The organism is Allobosea sp. OAE752 (assembly GCF_050433265.1).
Classification (GTDB): Bacteria; Pseudomonadota; Alphaproteobacteria; order Rhizobiales; family Beijerinckiaceae; genus Allobosea; species Allobosea spartocytisi.
Genome location: NZ_JBNPXO010000002.1, coordinates 334,496 through 354,919, shown reverse-complemented (window position 1 = coordinate 354,919; position 20,424 = coordinate 334,496). Strand labels below are relative to the sequence as shown.

General features: G+C 67.5%; 17 protein-coding genes. 2 read left to right on the top strand and 15 right to left on the bottom strand.

The features are described from left to right. Positions 1-161 precede the first annotated feature (161 nt). Positions 162-1,985, top strand: coding sequence for an allophanate hydrolase (atzF, locus tag GGC47_RS06580; protein ID WP_429067401.1), 1,824 nt, complete (start codon positions 162-164; stop codon positions 1,983-1,985). Here the strand turns inward: atzF and GGC47_RS06575 are convergent. From GGC47_RS06575 to GGC47_RS06515, 13 genes are all read right to left on the bottom strand, one after another. Further along, positions 1,967-2,656 (bottom strand): GntR family transcriptional regulator, encoded by a 690-nt coding sequence (locus tag GGC47_RS06575; RefSeq protein ID WP_429067398.1) that lies wholly within the window; start codon positions 2,654-2,656, stop codon positions 1,967-1,969. The genes atzF and GGC47_RS06575 overlap by 19 nt on opposite strands. 97 nt (positions 2,657-2,753) lie before the next feature. Continuing rightward, positions 2,754-3,134 carry an oxalurate catabolism protein HpxZ gene (hpxZ, locus tag GGC47_RS06570; RefSeq protein ID WP_429067397.1) on the bottom strand — a complete coding sequence of 127 codons (381 nt, stop codon included), beginning with the start codon at positions 3,132-3,134 and terminating at the stop codon, positions 2,754-2,756. 54 nt (positions 3,135-3,188) lie between these two features. Then, entirely contained in the window at positions 3,189-4,898 is a 1,710-nt protein-coding gene (locus tag GGC47_RS06565; protein WP_429067394.1) for a dipeptide ABC transporter ATP-binding protein, read from the bottom strand. A 1-nt stretch (position 4,899) separates the two neighbouring features. After that, on the bottom strand, positions 4,900-5,823 hold the full coding sequence (locus GGC47_RS06560) for an ABC transporter permease (RefSeq protein WP_112762853.1): 924 nt from the start codon (positions 5,821-5,823) through the stop codon (positions 4,900-4,902). Between the two features lie 14 nt (positions 5,824-5,837). Continuing rightward, positions 5,838-6,851 (bottom strand): ABC transporter permease, encoded by a 1,014-nt coding sequence (locus GGC47_RS06555; RefSeq protein ID WP_038358984.1) that lies wholly within the window; start codon positions 6,849-6,851, stop codon positions 5,838-5,840. A 133-nt stretch (positions 6,852-6,984) separates the two neighbouring features. Continuing rightward, the gene (locus tag GGC47_RS06550) at positions 6,985-8,571 is read right to left on the bottom strand and encodes an ABC transporter substrate-binding protein (protein WP_133563008.1); all 1,587 of its coding nucleotides are present in this window, start codon (positions 8,569-8,571) and stop codon (positions 6,985-6,987) included. Between the two features lie 300 nt (positions 8,572-8,871). Beyond that, entirely contained in the window at positions 8,872-9,654 is a 783-nt protein-coding gene (locus GGC47_RS06545; protein ID WP_133563006.1) for an ABC transporter ATP-binding protein, read from the bottom strand. A 28-nt stretch (positions 9,655-9,682) separates the two neighbouring features. After that, the gene (locus GGC47_RS06540) at positions 9,683-10,528 is read right to left on the bottom strand and encodes an ABC transporter permease (protein ID WP_142021759.1); all 846 of its coding nucleotides are present in this window, start codon (positions 10,526-10,528) and stop codon (positions 9,683-9,685) included. A 23-nt stretch (positions 10,529-10,551) separates the two neighbouring features. Next, positions 10,552-11,556 carry an ABC transporter substrate-binding protein gene (locus tag GGC47_RS06535; RefSeq protein ID WP_142021758.1) on the bottom strand — a complete coding sequence of 335 codons (1,005 nt, stop codon included), beginning with the start codon at positions 11,554-11,556 and terminating at the stop codon, positions 10,552-10,554. 37 nt (positions 11,557-11,593) lie between these two features. Next, a complete protein-coding gene (locus GGC47_RS06530) occupies positions 11,594-12,523 on the bottom strand; it encodes a 2-hydroxyacid dehydrogenase (protein ID WP_142021757.1) in 930 nt (309 codons plus the stop codon). Then, complete coding sequence (locus GGC47_RS06525; RefSeq protein WP_185747934.1) at positions 12,523-13,866, bottom strand: NAD(P)/FAD-dependent oxidoreductase; 1,344 nt, start codon at positions 13,864-13,866, stop codon at positions 12,523-12,525. Before GGC47_RS06525 ends, GGC47_RS06530 begins: the two co-directional genes overlap by 1 nt. Before the next feature lie 2 nt (positions 13,867-13,868). Beyond that, positions 13,869-15,113, bottom strand: coding sequence for an MFS transporter (locus GGC47_RS06520; protein ID WP_142021755.1), 1,245 nt, complete (start codon positions 15,111-15,113; stop codon positions 13,869-13,871). A 33-nt stretch (positions 15,114-15,146) separates the two neighbouring features. Next, complete coding sequence (locus GGC47_RS06515; protein WP_142021754.1) at positions 15,147-16,376, bottom strand: pyridoxal phosphate-dependent aminotransferase; 1,230 nt, start codon at positions 16,374-16,376, stop codon at positions 15,147-15,149. A gap of 200 nt (positions 16,377-16,576) precedes the next feature. On the opposite strand from GGC47_RS06515, the gene GGC47_RS06510 reads away from it, so the two are divergent. After that, positions 16,577-17,605, top strand: coding sequence for a LacI family DNA-binding transcriptional regulator (locus tag GGC47_RS06510; protein ID WP_142021753.1), 1,029 nt, complete (start codon positions 16,577-16,579; stop codon positions 17,603-17,605). Between the two features lie 83 nt (positions 17,606-17,688). On the opposite strand, the gene GGC47_RS06505 is transcribed toward GGC47_RS06510, so the two are convergent. Next, positions 17,689-18,828 (bottom strand): serine hydrolase domain-containing protein, encoded by a 1,140-nt coding sequence (locus tag GGC47_RS06505; protein WP_142021752.1) that lies wholly within the window; start codon positions 18,826-18,828, stop codon positions 17,689-17,691. Between the two features lie 58 nt (positions 18,829-18,886). Next, a complete protein-coding gene (locus tag GGC47_RS06500) occupies positions 18,887-20,401 on the bottom strand; it encodes an aldehyde dehydrogenase (RefSeq protein WP_142021751.1) in 1,515 nt (504 codons plus the stop codon). Between the last annotated feature and the right edge of the window lie 23 nt (positions 20,402-20,424).

Sequence of the window (20,424 nt, the reverse complement as noted above, 5' to 3'; positions counted from 1 at the left end):
AAAGAAAACCTGCGATCCCGAAGATCATGGCCGCCCGCAGGACCTGCGGCGGACAGCCCTGCCTTTCCCGGGAAAGCTCCAAGCGGAGGCTCATTGCATAATCCTTGCATGCAATGACGCATCGATTGATCAATTTTTAGCCAGCCAACCCATCCCATCAAATGGAAAGCCTGCCCGTGCGGACTTTGAGCGACATCCTCTCCGCCCATCTCGACGGGAGCCGCGACCTCGCGGAGACCATCGCCGCGAGCTATGCCCGGTTGCGCGCGGTCGACGATCCGGCGATGTTCATCGCGCTCCGGCCCAAGGCCGAGGCGCTCGCCGAGGCCGAGCGGCTGCAGGCGGAGGGGTCGCGCGGCCGTGCGCTCTGGGGCGTGCCGGTCGCCGTCAAGGACAATATCGACGTCGCTGGCCTGCCGACCACTGCCGCCTGCCCGGCCTTCGCCTACACACCGACGCAGGATGCCGCCGCAGTCGCCCGGCTGAGGGCCGCCGGCGCCATCGTGATCGGCAAGACCAATCTCGACCAGTTCGCCACCGGGCTGAACGGCACGCGCTCGCCCCATGGCACGCCGCGCAATGCGCTGCGGGTCGATCTGGCGCCCGGCGGTTCCAGCTCCGGCTCCGCCAGCGCGGTTGCTTCCGGCATCGTCCCGATTGCGCTGGGCACCGACACCGCCGGCTCCGGGCGCGTGCCGGCCGGCCTCCAGAACCTCGTCGGGCTCAAGCCGAGCCTCGGCCTGGTTTCGACGACGGGCGTCGTGCCGGCCTGCCGCACGCTCGACTGCGTCTCGGTGTTCGCACTGACGGTCGACGACGCGACGGCGGTTCTGGAGGTGATATCGGGCGCCGATGCCACCGACCCGTTCTCCCGGCCTGTCGCGCTTGGGCAATCCGGCGCATTGCCGCCGCATCAGAAGATTGCCGTCCCGCGATCCGCCGATCTCGATTTCGACGGCGATGCGACGGCAGCCGCCAGCTTCGCGCTGGCGGTCGAGCGTGCGCAGGCCTTGGGCGCGACGATCGTCCCCCTCGATATGACGCCATTCTACGAGACGGCCCGTCTGCTTTACGACGGCCCCTGGGTGGCCGAACGCTTCCTCGCGATCCGCGAGCTGCTGACGCGTGACCCCGAAGCGATCCTGCCCGTCATCAGGCAGGTGATTGCCGGCAAGCCATTGCCCGATGCGGCCGAGACCTTCGCGGCGCAATACCGGCTGGCCGAGCTTGCGCTCGCCACCAGGGCCGCGCTGAAGGGTATCGACGCGATGATGGTGCCGACGGCGCCGCGACCGGTCACTCTCGCGGAGATGGCCGCCGACCCGATCGGCAGGAACTCGCTGCTCGGCCGCTACACCAATTTCGTCAACCTGCTCGACATGTGCGCGCTCGCCGTGCCGGTGAGCCTGGCGAAGGATGGCACTGCGGCGGGCGTCACCTTCATCGCGCCGTCCGGCCGCGATGCGGCGCTGGCCACGTTCGGCCGCGCCTTCCATCACGCCTCCGGCTTGACGCTCGGGGCCTTGGACGCGCCGATGCCGCCGCTTGCGGATCTTCCGATGGCCGCTCCACAGGGCACGATTGAGATTGCGGTCGTCGGTGCGCATCTGTCGAGCATGCCGCTCAATGGCGAGCTGACCGGGCTTGGCGCGACATTCCTGCGCGCGACCACCACGACGGCGGACTACCGGCTCTTCGCCTTACCCGGCGGCCCGCCGGCGCGGCCGGGCCTGATCCGCGTCCGCGAAGGCGGGGCAGCCATCGCGCTCGAGGTCTGGGCAATGCCTGCCGACGGCTTTGGTCGCTTCGTCGCAGGCATCCCCTCCCCGCTGGGCATCGGCACGCTGGCGCTGGCCGACGGCACGCGGGTCAAGGGATTCCTCTGCGAACAGATCGTGACCGAGGCTGCGCGCGATGTGACCGAGTTCGGCGGCTGGCGGGCTTTCGTCGCGGCGCAGGCCAAGCCTCAGGACGCTCCCGCATAGGTCCTGAAAGCGTCGCGCACGATGCCGATATGGGCGCGCATCGCCTCTGCCGCACCGGACTGGTCGCCCCGCAGAATCGCCTGCACGATCAGGTCGTGCTCCTGATAGGAGCCTCCCAGGCGCCCGGCCGCCCGGAACTGCGCCCTGCGAAACGGCGCGACCCGGGCGCGCGTCATCAGGGTCAGTTCGGTAAGGTAGCCATTGTGCGAGCCCGAGTAGATCGCGGCGTGAAAAGCCTCGTTGGTCTCATGATAGCGCAAAGGATCGCCTTCATGGACGAGCGCGCGCAGCACCTGATGCAACTCCTCCAGACCGCGCCGTTCGGGCACGGTCATGTTGCGGGCGGCGAGTCCCGCACAGAGCGCCTCAAGCTCGGCCATCGCCTCGAACATGTCGTCGAGCTGCGTCGGAGTGGGCAAGGCCACGACCGCGCCGCGATGCGGCCGGACGCTGACGAGACCCGAGGCCGAGAGCTGGCGTATCGCTTCGCGCACCGGAGTACGCGAGACGCCGAACCGCGCCGCAAGCTCCTGCTCGTCGAGGGGCGTTCCCGGTTCGAGCGCCCCCGACACAATCTCGTCGGCGATCTGCAGACGAAGTGCTTCGGTCCGCGTCCGCGGTGGCGCTGCAGGTTTGGATATCGCCAAAGTGGCGGCAGGGCGCGGCGGCATGATCAGGATCGGAAGGCAGGTGGGATCGCCGATGCCTGCATAGCAGGCAGAGCGATGCCGGTCACGGCGTCATGAAGAATGCGCCGCCGCCTGCCGTTCATTCGGGGATGATGCTGACATGGGCGCTGACGACGCGCCAACCTTCCGCGAACTTGACCCAGGTCTGGCTCTGCCGACCGACCTTGCCGACCATGCTGTCGCGCCGGAACATGGTGTTCGCCGTCGCCGTCGTGTCGCCGTAAGTCGTGATGACGGTGCGTTCCAGCGTCCGTTCGAGTCCGACCGGCGAGCGCGCCGAGCGGAAGGCGGCGATCTCGTCATGGCCGTAGAGGTTCTCGGCGACACCGTAGCGCAAGGTCTCGGGCGCCTTGCGGAAGATCGCATCCAGCGTTGCGACGTCGTTGCCGGTAAGCGCGGCCTCATAGGCTGCGAAGGCGGCTTCCACCTCGGCCAGCACGGCAGGGTCGTTGATCTTCATCTGCAGGCATCTCCAGAGAACTATCCCGCGATGGCGATCGCGGGCAGGACGCGCTTATAGCGGCGGGTGCGGAATCGCGGTCAGCAATTCCCTCGTATATTCCGCCTTGGGATCGCCGAGCACCTCCTCCGCCGTGCCTTCTTCGACGATCGAGCCCGTCTTCATCACGATCACCCGGTCGCAGAGCAACCGCACCACGTTGAGATCGTGCGAGACGAAGAGATAGCTCATGCCGAGCCGTCCCTTGAGCTCTTCGAGGAGATTCAGCACCACCGCCTGGACGGACACGTCGAGCGCGGCCGTGGGCTCGTCGAGAATAACCAGATCCGGGTCGAGCGCGATCGCGCGCGCAATGCCGACGCGCGCCTTCTGCCCGCCGGAAAGCTGGTGAGGAAAGCGGTCGATCAGTTCGACCGGCAGGCCGACGAGCCTCGCCAGATCCTCGCAGCGCGCACGCAGGGCATCGCGTCCCTTGACCGCACCCATCCGCATGATCGGATCGGCGATGGCGCGCTCGGCGGTGAAGCGCGGATTGAGGCTGTCGGTCGGGTCCTGGAACACCATTTGAATGCGCCGGCGATACGGCGACGCGGCGAACTGCTTGGCGGGAATCGCACCGATATCGGTACCGTCGAAGACGATCTTGCCGCCGCTGGGGTCGATCAGTCGCGTGACCATCATCGAGGTCGTCGATTTGCCGCAGCCGGATTCGCCGACGAGCCCCAGCGTCTCGCCCCTGGCGATACTGAAGCTGATGCCATCGACGGCGCGGAAGGCCGGCTTTTTCGGCTCGGCCTTGCCCATCAGCTTGGCGAGGAGCGCACCGGTCGCGGCCCGCGGATATTCCTTGACCAGATTCTCGACCTGCATCAGGGGACCGGCCTCGGCCGCCGGTTTCGGCTCAGTCACGGCTGTCCTGGCTTCGGCGGGCACGGTTTGCGGCGCGTCGAGCAGCAAGTCTGCGAGGCTCGTGCCCAGTCGCGGCGTCGCCTGCATCAGCCTGCGGGTGTAGGGATGCTGCGGGTTGCGGAAGATCTCGCTGGCCAGCGCGGTCTCGACCACCTTGCCCTTTTCCATCACGACGACCTTGTCGCAATAGGCGGCGGCGAGGCCGAGATCGTGCGTGATCAGGATCGTCGACATGCCGCGCTCGCGGGTCAGCTCGACGATGAGGTCCATCACCGCCTTCTGCGTGGTGACGTCGAGGCCCGTCGTCGGCTCGTCGGCGATCAGCAATTGCGGCTGGCAGGCCAACGCGAGCGCGATCACGACACGCTGGCACATGCCGCCCGACAATTCGAACGGATAGGCGTCGTAGCGCTCCTCGGGGCGGGCGATCTTGACCTTGGTCAGCGCCTCGACAGCCTTCTCCTTGGCCGTCGCACGCGTCGCCTGGACATGCTGCAGCAGCACGTCCTCGATCTGCTTGCCGACCTTGCGGATCGGGTTGAGCGCTGCGCGCGGGTTCTGGAAGATCATCGAGATCTCGCGCCCGCGCAGATCGCGCATCTGGGTCTCCTCGGCCGCGACGAGATCGACGCCCGAGAACGAGATCGTGCCTTCGGCGACGCGGCCGGCGCGATCGAGAATGCGCACCACGGCATAGGACGTCACCGACTTGCCGGAGCCGGACTCGCCGACGATCGCCACGGTCTCGCCTTTGGCGACGCTGATATCGATCGACTTGACCGCTTGCACCGCTCCGCGCCGGGTGGCGAATTCGACGGTGAGGTTCCTGATCTCGAGCAGAGGGACTGCCGTCATGTCAGTTCCTCCGCTGGGGGTCGACGAGATCGCGCACGCCGTCGCCGAGCAGGTTGAAGCAGAACACGGCGATCATCAGGGCGAGACCGGGGAAGAAGGCGATCCACCACTCTCCGGAGACGATGAAGCTCGCGCCCTCGGCCACCATGATCCCCCATTCCGGGGTCGGCGGGCGCACGCCGAGCCCGATGAAGGAGAGGCCTGCCGCATTCAGGATCGCATAGCCCATGGTCAGGGACATCTGCACCGCCATGATCGGCATGATGTTGGGCACGATCTGGGTGAGGAGCAGCCGCCAGTCGGAATTGCCCGAAAGTCGCGCCGCCTGCACGAAGCCGGCATCGCGGCGCACATTCGCCTCGGCACGCGCGACGCGGGCATAGAGCGGGAAATTGATGATCGCGGTCGCCAGCACGATGTTGCCGACCGAGTTGCCCAGCGCCGCCACGATGCCCATCGCCAGCACGAAAAGCGGGAAGGCCATGATGGTGTCGGCGACGCGGCCGACGACCTTGTCGATCCAGCCGCCGTAGAACCCGGCCATGACGCCGGCAAGCCCGCCCATCAGGAAGACCAGCGCCACCGAGAAGATCGCGATCGAGAAGTCGAGCCGTGTCGCCGCCACCACGCGGCTGAAGATGTCGCGGCCAAGCTGGTCCGTGCCGAACCAGTGCGCCCGGCTCGGCGCCTGCAGGGCGGCGTTGGTGTTGCTCGCGAGCGGGTCGTAGGGGACGATCGAGGGGCCGAAGATTGCCGCCAGCAGGATCAGCGCGAACAGCCCGAAGGCGAGCCCCGTCACTGGGTTCTCGGCGACGATATGGCGCGCATGCGCCCACAGGCTGGTGGAAGGCGGCGCCTCGAAGCGCAGCGCCGGAGCGGGTTCGGCAGGGATTGCCTGGGCGGGTGCCGGCTCGACCTTGGCCATGTCGTTCACGCTCTTCAACCCTCCAGCCTGACACGGGGATCGATGACGCCGTAGAGCACGTCGATCATCAGGTTCAGGGCGACGTAGAGAATCGCCATGGTCAGGACGAAGCCCTGGATCGGCGCGTAGTCCGACGCGATCAGCGCCTCGACCGCATAGGAACCGACGCCGGGCCAGGCGAAGACCTTCTCGACCAGCACATTGGCGCCGAGCAGGAAGGAGAACACCATGCCGAGCGTCGTCACCACCGGCAGCATGGCGTTGCGGAAAGCATAAGTGCCGATGACCTTGCGGTTCGTCAGGCCGCTGGCGCGGGCAGTGCGCACGAAATCGGCGCCGAGCACGGCCAGCATCGAGGCCCGCGTCATGCGGGTGATCGGTGCCAGCGAGAAGATGGCGAGTGTCACCGCCGGCAGGATCAACTGAGCGAAAGCGCCCCGGAAGGTCTCGAAATCCCGCGCTAACAACGTGTCGATCAGGAGCAGGCCGGTCACGCGCGGTGGCTCGGAGGCGAAGACGTCGAGCCGCCCAAGCGGCGCCGGTGACCAGCCGAGCAGAAAATAGAAGACATAGACGAGCAGGAGCCCGGTGAAGAACACCGGCAGCGAGACGCCCGCGGTCGCCACGACGCGGCAGAGATGGTCGATCCAGGAGCCCTGCTTCACAGCCGCCAGGATGCCGAGCGGCAAGGCGACCGCCATGGCGAGCAGCAGCCCGGCCAGCGTCAGTTCGGCGGAGGCTGGCAGGCGCGCGGCGAGGTCGGCCGTCACCGGCTGGCCGGTGGTCAGCGAGGTCCCGAGATCGCCCTTCACCAGCGCCGTGACATAGGACACGAACTGCACGGGCAGCGGCTGGTCGAGCCCGAGCTTGGAGCGGATCTCGATGATCGCCTGCGGCGATGCGGCAGGGCCTGCGAAATAGGCCGCGGTATCGCCCGGCAGCACCCGCGTCAGCAGGAAGGTGACGATGATCACGCCGATGACCGAGGGGATCGTCGTCATCAGACGCTGGCCGATCATGCGCAGCATGGGAGAGCCTCCTTCGTGGCGTTCGGCCTCGTCCTCATCATCGGGCGGAGCGAAGCGCAGGCCCGAGAATCCTGGGCGGGAGATGCTCGGGTCTGCGCCCGAGCATTATGCATCGCGGCGCGTCGGTGCCGCCTCACCCCTTGGTCAGGTAGCGGAAGTCCGGCTCGCGGCAGGGCTGGAACTGGTAGCCGCCAATCGCCTTCTGCAGCGCGACGTCATGGGTCGGCTGGTTGATCGGCACCATCGGCACCTCGTTTTCCACCAGCTTGACGAAGTCGATGACGTTGGCGTCGTAGGAGGCCTTGTCGGGCGCGAACCGCGCGGCATCGACGAGCTTGTCCAGCGCCGGATTCTGGTAGGCGGCGATGTTGAAGATCGAGTTGTTGCCGTGCATCGTCCAGAACAGATAGTAATCGGGATAGTCGAGCCAGCCGGCGAAGCGGTTCAGCACCATCGGGTTGGTCTTCTTGGCGATCTCGGTGCGGAAGTTCGCGCCCGGAACCTTGTTGATCTCGACGGTGATGCCGATGCCGGCGAGCGCTTCCTTGATCAGCACCGCCATCGGCTCGGCAACGGTCGCGTTGCCGGCGTCGAAATACAGCGTCGTCGAGAACGGGCCGCCGGCCGCATCGACCAGGGCCTTCGCCTTGGCAACGTCGGAGGTGTAGGGGAAGGGCTGCGGCCAGGCGACCTTGGGATCAGTCCCGCCCGCCATCGAGACGCCACGGCCGAACAGCGAGGCCTGGAGGATCTTCTCATAGGGCATCACCCAGGCCACGGCCTGTCGCAGGCGCACGTCCTTGAACGGGCCGACCTGCGTGTTGAGATAGCAACCCCAGACGCCGTTGGGGATCGGAACGCCGACGACATTGACCTTGCCGGCATCGAGCAGGTCCTTGAAGTCCTTCGGCGGCAAACCGTACGAGACATCCGCGTCGCCGCGCTCCATCAAGGCCCGGCGGGTCGAGGGCGAGGCGATGTCGCGCGCGATGATGCGGCGCAGCTGCGGCAGCTTTCCGCATTTCCAGTCGTCATTGCGGACATAGATAGTCTCGACACCGGGCTTCCAGCTCTCGACCTTGTAGGCGCCGGAGCCGGCGATGTTGTTCTTCAGCCATTCCTTGGCATGGGGGTCGCCACCGCCATTCTTGATGGCGAGCTCGGAGTCGAAGACGAAGGGGATCGTGACCGCGAGGTTGGGCAGCGTCATCTTGTCCTTGCGGATGAAATCGACGCGAAACGTCTTCTCATCGACGACGACGAACTGCTCGGGTTTTTCCAGCGAGCCGGCATTCATCTGCGTCGTGGCGAAGCCGCCGATCGTGCAGGCGCGGTCGAGCGACCATTTGACGTCGGTCGCCGTGACCTTGCGGCCGGAATGGAAGGTGGCGTCGCGCAGCTTGAAGGTGCAGCTCATGCCGTCGGAGGCAACCTGCCAGCTCTCGGCCAATTCGCCTTCGAGCTCGCCCATCGAGATGGTGTTCCCGCCGCCGCCGGGGATCGGCACCGGCTTGAAGCGCAGCAGGCGATCATAGCAATTCAACGCGACGCCATTGACGGGCTGCGAGGAGCCGATGCCCTGCATGTCGAGGCTGTTCGGCCCGTACTCCTGAACCAGCAGCAGGGTTTCGGCCCGGCCCACGGCCTGGGCTTGCGCCTGGCTTCGCGCCACGAATGGCGCCGCGAGACCTGCAGCGATAGCGGTGCGGCGTGTGATCATCACTCGGAAACCCCTGGTTTTGCCAATCGGATGTCGTGACGCGCCGGATCTTCGGAGGCGGGCCCGCAGACCGCGCTTTCGGCTGTCGCGAGAGCGCAGTCGCGGCGCATGGCGGCTCTGACGGGGCTCGGGCGTGAAGGCGGTTCAGCGGCGGCGCACATGGCGCTGCCGAAGCACGTAGCGTGCCAGCAGATAGTGAATTGAAATCCCTTGGGAAAAACGCGCTTTGGCGAGCGCTTCATCCCACATTGTATGCAATGAACAAAAAATGCCTATGGAATAGGCGATCTTACGATCGGCTCAAGCGGCATGGGCCATAAGGTCGCCAGCGATCAGATTCCAGACCTGTCGCTTGAGCGCGGCATAGGCGGGAAGCGACTGAGCCTCGATGTCGCGCGGGCGCGGCAGGTCGTTGTCGATCACCGCGGCGATGCGGCCGGGACGCGGCGACATCACGACAATGCGGTCGGCCATCACCAGGGCCTCGTCGATGTTGTGCGTCACGAAGACGATGGTCTTGCCGCTCTGGGCCTGGATGCGCATCAGCTCGCCCTGCAGCACCTCGCGGGTCATCGCGTCCAGCGCCGCGAAGGGTTCGTCCATCAGCATCACCTCGGGGTTGGCGGCGAGGCAGCGCGCCAGCGTGACGCGCTGCTGCATGCCGCCGGAGAGCTCGACGGGATAATGCCCGGCGAAGCCCGACAGCCCGACCATGGCGAGGAACCGTTCGGCGATGTCGCGCCGCTCGCCCCGGCCGATGCCCTTCATCTTGGGGCCAAAGGCGACGTTCTCCCGCACCGTCTTCCAGGGAAAGAGCGCATAGGACTGGAAGACCATGCCGCAGCGCGGGTCGATGCCGGTGATCGCCTCGTCGCGCAGGCGGATCTCGCCGCCGCTCGGCGCGACAAAGCCCGCGAACATATTGAGCAGGGTCGACTTGCCGCAGCCGGACGCGCCGAGCAAGCAGAGGAATTCGCCCTCGCGGACCTCGAGCGAGATGGCGTCGAGCGCCAGCACGCCGCCGCTGCCCTGGTGGCCGGCAAAGCGCTTCGAGACGCCGCGTGCGGACAGGATCGTGCTCATCTCTCGTCTCCCTTCCGTATCTCTCGCTTCAATTCAGCCGCCGGTGGCGTTCCCAGGGCAGAAGCCAGGCCTCAAGCCGGTTCGCCAGGAGATCGGCGATCAGGACGGTCGCGGAGATGCAGACCATGCCGACCAGGACGAGCGGCATGTTGCCCCAGTCCTTGGCCGACCAGATCAGCGCGCCGAGCCCGGTCTGGGCCGCGACCATCTCGGCCGAGAGCACGCAGGACCAGGCGATGGCGAGGCTGACCTTCAGTCCGGCCAGGATGCCGGGCAGCGAGCCCGGCAGTACGACCTCGCGCATCACGGCGAGGTTGCCGGCGCCGAGATTGCGTGCGGCCTTCACCAGCAGCGGATCGACCCGCTTGGTGCTCTCGACCGTGTAGAGCAGGATGTAGATCCAGGAGCCCATGAACACGATCGCGATCTTCTGGCCCTCGCCGATGCCGAGCCAGAGCATCGTCAGCGGAATCCAGGTGATCGAGGGCAGAGGACGGAGCAGCGAGATCAGCGGGTCGATCACGGCCTTGGCCGGCCACCAGGCGCCCATCAGGATGCCAAGCGGCACGGCGACAAGCGTTGCCAGCCCGAAGCCGATGAAGACGCGCCGGGACGACGCGGCGATCGACATCCAGAGATCGGCCGTGCCGGCGATGCTCTGCGCCTCGGCCGCCACCATCGAGGGCGAAGGGAAGAACAGGGGCGAGACGAAGCCGGACTCGGTCGCCAGCGCCCAAAGCCCGTAGAGCGAGAAGATGCCAAGCAGGTTGAGCAGCAGGACCGGCCGGCCGAGGCGCGGCCAGCGCCATTTCGGGCGTTCGCCGGGGCTGGCGGCGGCGGGCAAGACGAGATCGCTGGTGGCTGGCGTCGACATCGGCACGGCTCCTCGCTTTTGGATCAAGGCTTCGGCACGAAGCTGGTGTTCTCCCAGGCCTTCACATCCGGCTTCATCGGAATCTTGCCGTTCTCCGCGAGCCAGCCCGCGAGATGGTCCATCTGCGCGCCATGCCTGCGCATGTGCTCGGGCCAGTCCTTGGTGCCGTAATAGGTAAAGCCCCTGATGCCGGCGAGGACGGTCTCCGGCGGCTGGCGGAAGTAGTGGGCGACCGTCTTCGCCGTCTCTTCCGGGTTGGCGTTGACGAAGTCGGCCGCCTTCATCACGGCGGCGGCGAGCTTGCCGGCCGAGGCCGGATCCTCCTGCACCAGCTTGCGCGAGATGATCATGATGTCGGGCGCCGACATCGTGCCGAAGCGCTGGAACATGTCGGTATCCCTGTCGGTGCCGAGCAACACGCCGTCCGGCACCGCCTTCTTCAGCCCGTCGAGGATCGGCTGCCATATGCAGGCGGCATCGACATCGCCACGCGAGAGCGCGAGCTGCATCTCGTTGGGTGGCAGGTTGACGTAGGAGATGTCGGAGGATTTCAGCCCGGCCTTGGCGAGCAGCCCCGCCATGGTGATCTCGGCCGAGGTGTTGGCTGTGACCTTCCTGCCCTTCAGATCGGCGAAGCTCTTGAAGCCCGAGCGCGCCCAGCAGCCCTCGCTTCCGGGCGAATCGTCGATATTGGCGAAGTAGTAGAAGGAGGTGTTGCCGCGCGCCATTTCGCTCAGCACCGTGGTGCGGCCAAGATTGCTGAAAGCAACGGAGCCGGCGGTGAGCGCGCGCACCCGGTCGCTCGAATTCAGCACCACCTGCAGGCTGACATCGAGTCCCGCCTCGGTGAAATAGCCCTTGTCGACGGCGAGCAGCACGGGGACCATGCCGAGCCAGGTCACCGAGCCCGCGAAGTCGAGCTTGGGCCGTTTGGCCTCCTGGGCGATGCCGGCGGCAGGGACGGCGACGAGGCCCAGGCCGAAAGCGGCCGTGAACGCTGCCTTGGCGAGGAAACGCAGTCTGGTCATGGTCGCTCTCCTGTCGTGCTGGTGTGCGGGGTGGAGTTCAGTAGCCGGCGACGGTGTCGACCTCGTTCAGAAGCTCGGCCCCGGCGCGGAAGCGACGGACGTTCTCGGCAAAGGTGTCGACGATGGTTGCCAGGCTCGCGGTCGATGAGCAGTGCGGGGTGACGTAGAGGTTCGGCGTCTCCCAGAGCGGGCTGTCCTTAGGCAGCGGCTCGACGGGAAAGGCGTCGATCGTGGCGGCGCGCAGCGTTCCGTCGTTCAGCGCGGCGAGGAGATCGGCCTCGACGAGATGGCCGCCGCGTCCCGCCGAGATCACGACGCCGCCCGGCGGCATCTGCGCGAAGGTCCCGGCACTCAGGATGCCGCGCGTCGTCTGCGTCAGCGGCAGCAGGTTGATCAGGATTTCCGTCCGCGCGAGAAACGCGCCGAAGCCCTCCGCGCCGGCGAAGCAGGTGACGCCCGGCACTTCGTGGAGCGAGCGCGACCAGGCGGCCGTGTCGTAGCCGACGCCGGCCAGGCGCTCCGCCGCCAGCCGGCCCATCTGGCCGAGCCCCATCACGCCGACGCGGAGCTCATGGGCCGAGCGCATGATCTTGTAGGCCCAGTCATGGCGCGACTGGGCGGAGAGGAAATGCGCGACGTCGCGATGATGGAAGAAGGTCCAGGTCAGGACGTAGTCGGCCATGCGCGCGGCGAAATCCTGGTCGACGATCCGCACCATCGCGATCCCTCTCGGGAAGTCGGGATCGAGGAGGTAGTGGTCGATGCCGGCGCCGGTCGCCGACATCAGCTTGAGATTGCGGAACGGCTTGAGGAAGCCATGCGGCATGCGGAAGATGAAGCAGATGTCGATCTCGTCGGGGTCGCCGGCATCGGGCCATTCGCGGATGTCCTCGCCCGGCAGCGCGGCGCGGACGCCCTCGATCAGGTCGCGCCCATAGGCGTTATGGAGCCAGGTGAGAATAGCCATCAGGGTCGCGGTCCGTTGCTGGTTGGAAGCCGTGGGGCGTCGGCCTGGCGCGCCTGCCAGGCGTCGATGCGGCGGATCGAGGCCGCGGCTGCAGCGACCGCGAGGCTGGAACCCGGCAGCCAGCGCGGCGGCCGGCCGGCCATGCCCGGAAAGGATGTCTCATCGGCTCGGCTGCCCAGGGCACGTCGCGCCAGGGCCTGGCCGAGCGCGGTGCCGAGCCCGAGGCCGCGTCCGCTAAGGCCGTAGCCGACGAGGAGGCCGGGGCGCGGCTCGACGAGGCGCGGATACTGGTCGGGCGCGAGATCGACCCAGCCGGACCAGCTCTCCGCGATGGCGGTGACGTCGAGGCGGGGAAACAGCGCGCGAAGCCGCGCGAGCCCGCCCCCCAGATCGCCGGCTCGTCCGCCGCCCGCAGGCCCCGACAGCGTGACGACGAGGCGGCCGTCGCCGGTGCGCCTGACGCCGGAAGGGAGCCGGCGCGTATCGGTGAGCGCGCGCTGGCGCGGGAGGATACCCGCGAGCGCATCGGCCGAGAGCGGTGCGGTCGCCGCCTCGTGAACGCGGAAGGGCAGGATGCGACGGCGCAGCTCCGGCAGGATGCCGCCGATCGCGACACCGGCCGCGACGATCAGCGTGTCGCAGGCGATGCGTCCTTCAGTCGTCTCGACCCTCCAGCCGCCGTGGCTGCTGGACATGTCGACGACGCGGCTGCGCTCGTGCAGCGTCGCACCGGCAGCCGAAGCGGCGCGCGCAAGCCCCCGCGCATAGGCGAGCGGATTGAGCGAGAGGCCGCGCGGCTCGACCAGGGCTGCACGGTAGCTGCCGCCTCCGATCGCGGCGAGAGTCTGTTCCATGTCGAGCAGGGGAAGCGCGACCCCGCGAGCCGCCCAGACATCCCGCCGCTCGCGCAACACGACGGAGCCGCCGGCGGAATGGGCGGCGAAGATCAGGCCGCTCGCATCGAGATCGCAGGCAATGGCGTGGCGGGAGACGAGTTCCGCGACGAGGGCGGGCGTCCCGGCTGCCGTCGCGATCAACCTCTCGCCGGCTTCGGTTCCAAGATCCGACACGGTCCTCGCGGGCTCCGTGCGCAGATAGGGCACGACCTGTCCGAAGGCACGGCCGCTGCCGCCCGCGCCGACCCGCTCGGCCTCCAGAAGGTGCACGCGCGCGCCGGCTTCGGCGAGATGGAACGCCGCGCTCGCACCGGTGATGCCGGCGCCGATGACGACGACATCGGCTCGCGCCTCGCCACGCAGCGGATCGCCGGCAAATGCCGGCTCGCCGCAACCCGCATAGACGAGCGGCAGCGAAGTCGCGAGGAGGTCGTGACGCCGCGCCATGATCATGCCTCCGTCACGGGCGGCAGGCCGCGTCGGCGGAGCACGGTCTCGAGCCGCATCAGCAGCAGCGGGGCGGTCCAGGACGCGGCGATGGCAAGCCAGGCGACGCGGTCCATGCCCGCGAGCCGGCCATCGGGCCTGATGCTGAGCAGGAGCGGCGCCGTGCCGGCGCCCACAGCCTGGGCGAGATTTGTGACGGCGGCCGCGAGCGACTGGAAGGCGGCGCGCTCCGCGGGAAGCGGCACGCGGGTGGCGGAGCCCTGGCTGACCGTGCTGCGCACGAGCTGCATCACCAGAACCATGGCCAGCACCGGCAGGGCCGGCAGCAGCGGCGCCGCGCCAAGGAAGGCTGAGCCGAGCACGAGCGTCGTCGCGAGCGCAGCCGCCACCGCGACCGGCAATGCGCCGAAACGGTCGCTCGTACGGCCGGCCAGAGGCACGACGGCCAGGGTCAGCGCCCCGCCCAGCAGATAGACGGCTGAAAGGCCGGTAGCGCCGAGCCCGGTATTGCCCAACACGAAGACCGGCAGGTTGGGCGAGACCAGCAGGGCCGAGAAGGACGAAGCGGCGATCAGCAGGAAGGCGATCAGGCTCGGCTCGCCGGCGATCAGCCGCAGGACGCCGCGCCAGGCCAGGCCGGACGGTCGCGCCTTGGCTGCGGCGAGATGCTCGCGCCGGGGGCCGATCGCGATCGCGGTCACGGCCGAGATCGCGCCCCCGCCGATCGCCAGGGCCAGCAGTGCCCAGCGCCAGCCGCCGGGAAGGGCCGCGAGCAGCGTCCCCACCGGAAGGCCGAGCACGAGTGCCAGCCCATAGGTACCGACGAGGCGGCTCATCGCGAGGCCGCGTCGCTGCAGCGGGACGACGTCGCTGGCGATCGCGACCAGCAGGCCCCAGAGCGGCCCGGCTGCGAAGCCCGCCACGGCGCGCGTCGCCATCAGCACCAGCATGCCGGGGGCGGCGGCGCTCGCGACTGTTGCGAGCGTGAACACGACGGCGCAAGCCGCCAGAGCCTCGCGGCGATCGAAACGATCGAGCACGAAGGACGCGACGAGGCCGCCCAGGGCCGCCGACAGCGAATAGACCGCGCCGAGATAGCCGAGCGCATCGGCCCTGCCACCGATCTCCGCCACCAGGAAAGGCCCGAGCGGGAACATCACGGTCGCGTTCAGCGCCACGACGAAGGCAACTGCCGCGAGAAGCGCGACGAGGCTGCGTTCCGACAGTTGGCATGGCGAAGCTGGCACGGGCTCGTTTCCCAAGGGCTCGTCTGGTCGGGCTCAGACACGCGCCCGCATCGGCGGGGCAGGCTGGAGTGCGGCGCATGCGGTTCCGATTCGCTCGATGGCGCGGTCGAGCATTTCGTCGGGGGCCGCATAGGAGAGCCGGATATGGCCGGGGCAGCCGAAGGCCGAGCCATGGACCAGCCCGACACCGGCAGCGTCGAGCAGATAGAGCGCGAAATCCTCGTCGGTCGCGACGAGGCGTCCGTCCGGGGCCTGCCTCCCGAGCAGCGCCTCGCAGGACGGGAAGGCATAGAAGGCCCCCTCGGGCACGCGGCAGGACAGCCCCTCCACCACGTTCAGCCCGGCGACGATCCTGTCGCGGCGACGTTCGAAGGCAGCGACATGGCCCGCGATGAAATCCTGCGGGCCCTCAAGGGCCGCGACGGCGGCGGCCTGGCTGATCGAGCAGGCGTTGGTGGTGGAATGCGACTGGATCGCCGACATTGCCCGGATCAGCGGCTTCGGCCCGCCGGCATAGCCGATGCGCCAGCCGGTCATGCAATAGGTCTTGGAGACGCCGTTCATCGTCAGCGTCCGCTCGCGCAGCCGCGGCTCGATGGCGGCGATGCTCGAGAAGCGGAAGCCGCCATAGGTCAGGTGTTCGTAGATGTCGTCGGTCAGGATCCAGACCTTGGGATGGCGCACCAGCACGGCGGCGAGCGCCGCGAGTTCGTCATGCGAATAGGCCGCGCCGGAGGGGTTCGAGGGCGAGTTCAGAATAAGCCAGCGCGTACGATCCGTGATCGCGGCATCCAGCGCCTGCGGATCGAGTCGGAAGCCGTTTTCGGCCAGGCACGGAACGATGACTGGCGTCCCCTCGGCCAGCAGCACGATCTCCGGATAGGAAACCCAGTACGGCGCGGGGATCACCACCTCGTCGCCGGCCGAGAGGGTGGCCATCAGCGCGTTGTAGACGATCTGCTTGCCGCCCGAGCCGACGATGATCTCGTGCGGCGCATAGGAGAGCCCGTTCTCGCGCTCGAACTTGCCGGCGATCGCCTTGCGCAGCGCCGGCGTGCCGTCGACGGCGGTGTATTTGGTCTCGCCGCGATCGATGGCGGCCTTCGCCGCCTGCTTGATGTGATCGGGCGTGTGGAAATCGGGCTCGCCGGCCACGAGGCTGAGCACGTCGCGGCCCTGCGCAGCGAGTTCGGCGACCTTGCCGTTCAGGACGACGGTCGGGGAGGCCTTCACTCGGCCGAGGCGTTCAGCGCTCTGGAACATGTTCATCAATCCTAAATCAATGCTATCCAAATGCTTGCATATGCGAGATCAGAGTCAATGAACCGGTTCCAAATCCGCTGCGCAAATGTCTTGCAATCGCTGCCTCAACAGGCAGCCTGACGCGCGGGATTAAGGCAGAGGGACGCTTGGGCCGGACTCCGCGCCCGTGTCAGGATGGCGGCGAGAGACGGGGCGAGGCGATGACGGGCATCAAGAAGGCGACGATCCGGGACGTGGCGGCCAGGGCCGGCCTCGCGCTCGGAACCGTCTCGCGCGTCCTCAACGACCACCCCTCGGTGACGCCGCAGGCTCGCAAGAGCGTGCAGGAGGCGATCAAGGCACTGGGCTATCAGCGCGACGCGGTCGCCGGCAGCATGCGCAACGCCCGCACGAAGATGGTCGCCTGCGCGATCCGCGACTTCGATATTCCCGCCTTCGCCAGCTATGTGAAAGCGGCCGAGGGGGTGTTCCGCCGCGCCGGCTACACGCTGCTGCTGGCCAGCACCTCGAACGAGAAGGATGTCGAGCTCGCCCTGCTACGTGGCTTCGCGCAGCGGCGCGTCGAGGGCGTCATGATGACGATGAGCGACGAGGCCGATGCCGAACTGGCCGAGACGATCGCCGGCGCGCCGATGCCGATCGTCCTGATCGACCGCGAATTGCTGCCAGATGTCGACCGCGTGATGGCCGACCATCAATCGGGCGCCGAGCAGGCCGTCCAGCACCTGATGTCACTGGGGCACAGGCGCATCGGCATGATCGTCGGCGACCCGGCCGCCTATCCCTCTCGCAGCCGCATCGCCGGATACCGACGCGTGCACGCGCAGCGCGGGGTCGCGGTCGACGAGGCTCTCATCCGCGACCATGCCCTGTCCAACGAGATCGCCTTCCGTGAAACCTGCGCGCTTCTCTCGACGGCCGACCGGCCGACCGCGCTGTTCGTCGCAGCGATGGACATGCTCGCCGGCACGCTGCGCGCGCTGCGCAGCAACGGCCTGGAGCCGGGGCGGGATATCGACCTCGTCGCCGGAAGCGATTCCGACCTTGCCGAACTCGGCACGCCGCCGATCTCGGCCCTGTCCTGGGATCGCGCGGAGATGGGTCGCCACGCCGCCGAGATGTTGCTCGACCGGATACGCGATCCCCAGCCAAGAGCGCCGCGCTGCGTGCGCCTGCCGGTCTCGCTCGTGGTCAGAGGTCGACCGTATGACGGGCTCCCGAGGCGTTGACGTCCCGGTCAACCGGCATCCGGCAGAGGAACACCGACTGTGCGCTTGGCCCACCTGGCAAAACGAAACCGGCAGGAGACGCGTTATTTTTGGAGAGCGTCTGCAAGCGCAGCAAAGAAGGCGTCGTCGTTGATTTCGAGCCGCTGTCGGAAACTCGGCTTCGAGCGAGCGCAGAGCACAACGACGACAAGGCGTTCGCGTGGGTTGATGTGGATATGCTGGCCGTAGATGCCCTCAGCCTGGAAACTGCCTGCGAGACGCGCGTCCGGGAGCACGGGGATCCACCACATATAGCCATAGGGGATCCTCTTATCCCCTATGTTGAAAGCAGCACCGGCCTCCGCATTCCAGTTGTCGGGCAGCAATCTGTCATCGCCGATGCGGCCCTCATCCAGCACGAACTGGCCGAAGCGGCCGTAGTCTCGCAAGGTCGCGTGCATGCCGCTGCCGGAGATCGTCATTCCCTCCGGACTTTCCGACCACCAGCTCGCATCGGCCTCCATCCCGAGCCGCGACCAGAGCTTCTCGCTGCAGTAGTCGGCGAGGTTCATCCCGGTCGCGTTCTGCATGAGGAGGCCAATCAAATAGGATTCGCCGGTGTTGTAGACCCAGGATTCTCCGGCCGGCGTTGCAGCCGGCAATGATGCCATGTGCCGGGCGATGCCGCCCTCTTCCCAGCGGCACTGGATATCAAGCAACTGCCGCCGGTCGGATGTCGGATCGGTATAATCTTCACGCCAGCGTACGCCGGATGCCAATCGCAGCAACTGCCTGATCGATACCTGCGCGTAGACTCCACCGAGCGGCATGTAGCGCGTGACGGGATCGTCGAGGCTTTCGATCGCGCGTTCCTTCAGCGCGATACCCACCAGCGTCGCGGCGACGGATTTCGCGAGCGAACAGGAGTTCCATTGTGTCTCCGGCCCGATGCCGAGCCCATAATGCTCCGCGACGACTGCGTCGTCCTTCATGACGAGCAAGCCGGCGATCCGGTTGACGGAGAGGTAGTCGTGGAGGTCGAAGCTGCGGCCATGATCTTGAATCGCAAGCGGCGGCAACCCGGACGGCGCGCGCTTCAAGGCCTTCACCTCGCCGCCACGCCGTATGACTCGCGATGGGAACCAACCCTGGTCTGCTGACATGGTTGCAACCAACTCGTCCGGAAGCAGGGTTCCATCGAAGAAGCGCATCAGCTGACTGCGTTTTGTCTCGTCGATGCTCATGGGTGTTCGTCCACTGTAAAATGCGAGACAGGAATGCCCGCCGGACCGCCGTTGTGATTCAGCCGATAGCCGGCGACTTGAGGTTGATCCAGCTCGTCTTCGTCTGGAGATACTGCGCCATCGCCTCGGTGCCCTTGTCGCGAGCAAGCGAGCCGGATTGCCGATAGCCGCCGAAGGGCGTCTTGATATCCCCCTCGGTGAAGCCGTTAATCGCAACCGTCCCGCAGGCGAGACGCCGCGCCATGAACAGCGCGCGGTCAATGTCTCGGGTGAACACCGTCGCGTGGAGCCCGTAGGCGCTGTCATTGGCGATGGTGAGCGCCTGTTCGGGCCCATCGACCGGCAGCACGCCGAGCACGGGGCCGAAGATCTCTTCCCGCGCGATCGTCATCCCGGGCGAAAGCTCTGCGAAGACCGTGGGGCCCAGAAAACTACCCGGCCGGGTCGCAAGAGCTGGATCCGCGGGCAGGACACAGCGCGCACCGTCGCCCGTGCCCATCTCGATGAAACCGAGCACGCGCGCGCGATGCTCTGCAGTGACCATCGGGCCGAGATCCGTCGCGGGATCGAGCGGGTCGCCGACGACAAGCGCCCGCGCCCGTTCCGTGACGAGCGACAGAAACTCCTCCTGCCGGCTGCGGGCGACGATCTGGCGCATGTTGGCGGAGCAGTTCTGCCCGCCATTCCAGAAGGCGGCGGTCACCGCATGCTCGATCAGTTCCGGCGTCAGATCGGCATCGTCGAGGATGATGAAGGGGCTCTTGCCCCCCATCTCGAGCCCGATGGTCTTGAGGTTGCTGTCGGCGGCATAGCGCAGGAAGAGCCTGCCGACCTCGGTGGAACCTGTGAAGGAAATCGCGTCCACGTCTGGATGCAGCCCGAGCGCCCGGCCGGCCGTCTCGCCGAGACCCGGGACGATGTTCAGCACGCCGTCCGGCAGGCCGGCTTCCGCTGCGAGCTCCGCGAGTTTGAGGGCCGAGAGCGAAGTCTGCTCGGCGGGTTTGACCACGACGGAGCAGCCGCTGGCCAGCGCCGGGCCGAGCTTCCAGGCCGCCATGAGCAACGGGAAGTTCCAGGGAAGGATCACGCCGACGACGCCGATCGGCTCGCGCGTTATGAGGGCGAGCGCGTCCTCGCCGGTCGGGGCGACCTTGCCAAAGCTCTTGTCGATCAGCTCGGCATACCATTGCAGGGTATCCGGGACCTCGATGCTGATCTCCTTCACGCAGTCCCGGATCGGCTTGCCGCTGTCGAGGCTCTCCAGAACGGCAAGCTCGGCCGCGTTGGCACGGATGAGGTCAGCGAGCCTCAGAAGCACGGCCTTGCGCCGTTCCGGTGCAGAACGCGACCACGCCCCGTCGCGAAATGCCGTGCGAGCCGCCGCGACCGCACGGTCGATATCCTTAGCCTGGCCGCTGGCAACAGACGCAAACGCCTCACCCGTCGCGGGGTTCACCGTATCCATCATCTCGCCGCCCGCGGCCGCAACGAAGCGGCCGGCGATGAAGGCGCGGCCCTCGAAGGAGAGACCGGCTGCGATGGCGCGGTGATCGGCGGTCGTTGCAAGCGTCATCGGCGGCTCCGGGGTGGCTTTCG

Excerpts from the sequence above, each read along its gene's own strand:
- atzF (WP_429067401.1), top strand. The coding sequence starts at position 162 with ATGGAAAGCCTGCCCGTGCGGACTTTGAGCGACATCCTCTCCGCCCAT.
- GGC47_RS06575 (WP_429067398.1), bottom strand. The coding sequence starts at position 2,656 with ATGCCGCCGCGCCCTGCCGCCACTTTGGCGATATCCAAACCTGCAGCG.
- hpxZ (WP_429067397.1), bottom strand. The coding sequence starts at position 3,134 with ATGAAGATCAACGACCCTGCCGTGCTGGCCGAGGTGGAAGCCGCCTTC.
- GGC47_RS06565 (WP_429067394.1), bottom strand. The coding sequence starts at position 4,898 with ATGACGGCAGTCCCTCTGCTCGAGATCAGGAACCTCACCGTCGAATTC.
- GGC47_RS06560 (WP_112762853.1), bottom strand. The coding sequence starts at position 5,823 with ATGGCCAAGGTCGAGCCGGCACCCGCCCAGGCAATCCCTGCCGAACCC.
- GGC47_RS06555 (WP_038358984.1), bottom strand. The coding sequence starts at position 6,851 with ATGCTGCGCATGATCGGCCAGCGTCTGATGACGACGATCCCCTCGGTC.
- GGC47_RS06550 (WP_133563008.1), bottom strand. The coding sequence starts at position 8,571 with ATGATCACACGCCGCACCGCTATCGCTGCAGGTCTCGCGGCGCCATTC.
- GGC47_RS06545 (WP_133563006.1), bottom strand. The coding sequence starts at position 9,654 with ATGAGCACGATCCTGTCCGCACGCGGCGTCTCGAAGCGCTTTGCCGGC.
- GGC47_RS06540 (WP_142021759.1), bottom strand. The coding sequence starts at position 10,528 with ATGTCGACGCCAGCCACCAGCGATCTCGTCTTGCCCGCCGCCGCCAGC.
- GGC47_RS06535 (WP_142021758.1), bottom strand. The coding sequence starts at position 11,556 with ATGACCAGACTGCGTTTCCTCGCCAAGGCAGCGTTCACGGCCGCTTTC.
- GGC47_RS06530 (WP_142021757.1), bottom strand. The coding sequence starts at position 12,523 with ATGGCTATTCTCACCTGGCTCCATAACGCCTATGGGCGCGACCTGATC.
- GGC47_RS06525 (WP_185747934.1), bottom strand. The coding sequence starts at position 13,866 with ATGGCGCGGCGTCACGACCTCCTCGCGACTTCGCTGCCGCTCGTCTAT.
- GGC47_RS06515 (WP_142021754.1), bottom strand. The coding sequence starts at position 16,376 with ATGTTCCAGAGCGCTGAACGCCTCGGCCGAGTGAAGGCCTCCCCGACC.
- GGC47_RS06510 (WP_142021753.1), top strand. The coding sequence starts at position 16,577 with ATGACGGGCATCAAGAAGGCGACGATCCGGGACGTGGCGGCCAGGGCC.
- GGC47_RS06505 (WP_142021752.1), bottom strand. The coding sequence starts at position 18,828 with ATGAGCATCGACGAGACAAAACGCAGTCAGCTGATGCGCTTCTTCGAT.
- GGC47_RS06500 (WP_142021751.1), bottom strand. The coding sequence starts at position 20,401 with ATGACGCTTGCAACGACCGCCGATCACCGCGCCATCGCAGCCGGTCTC.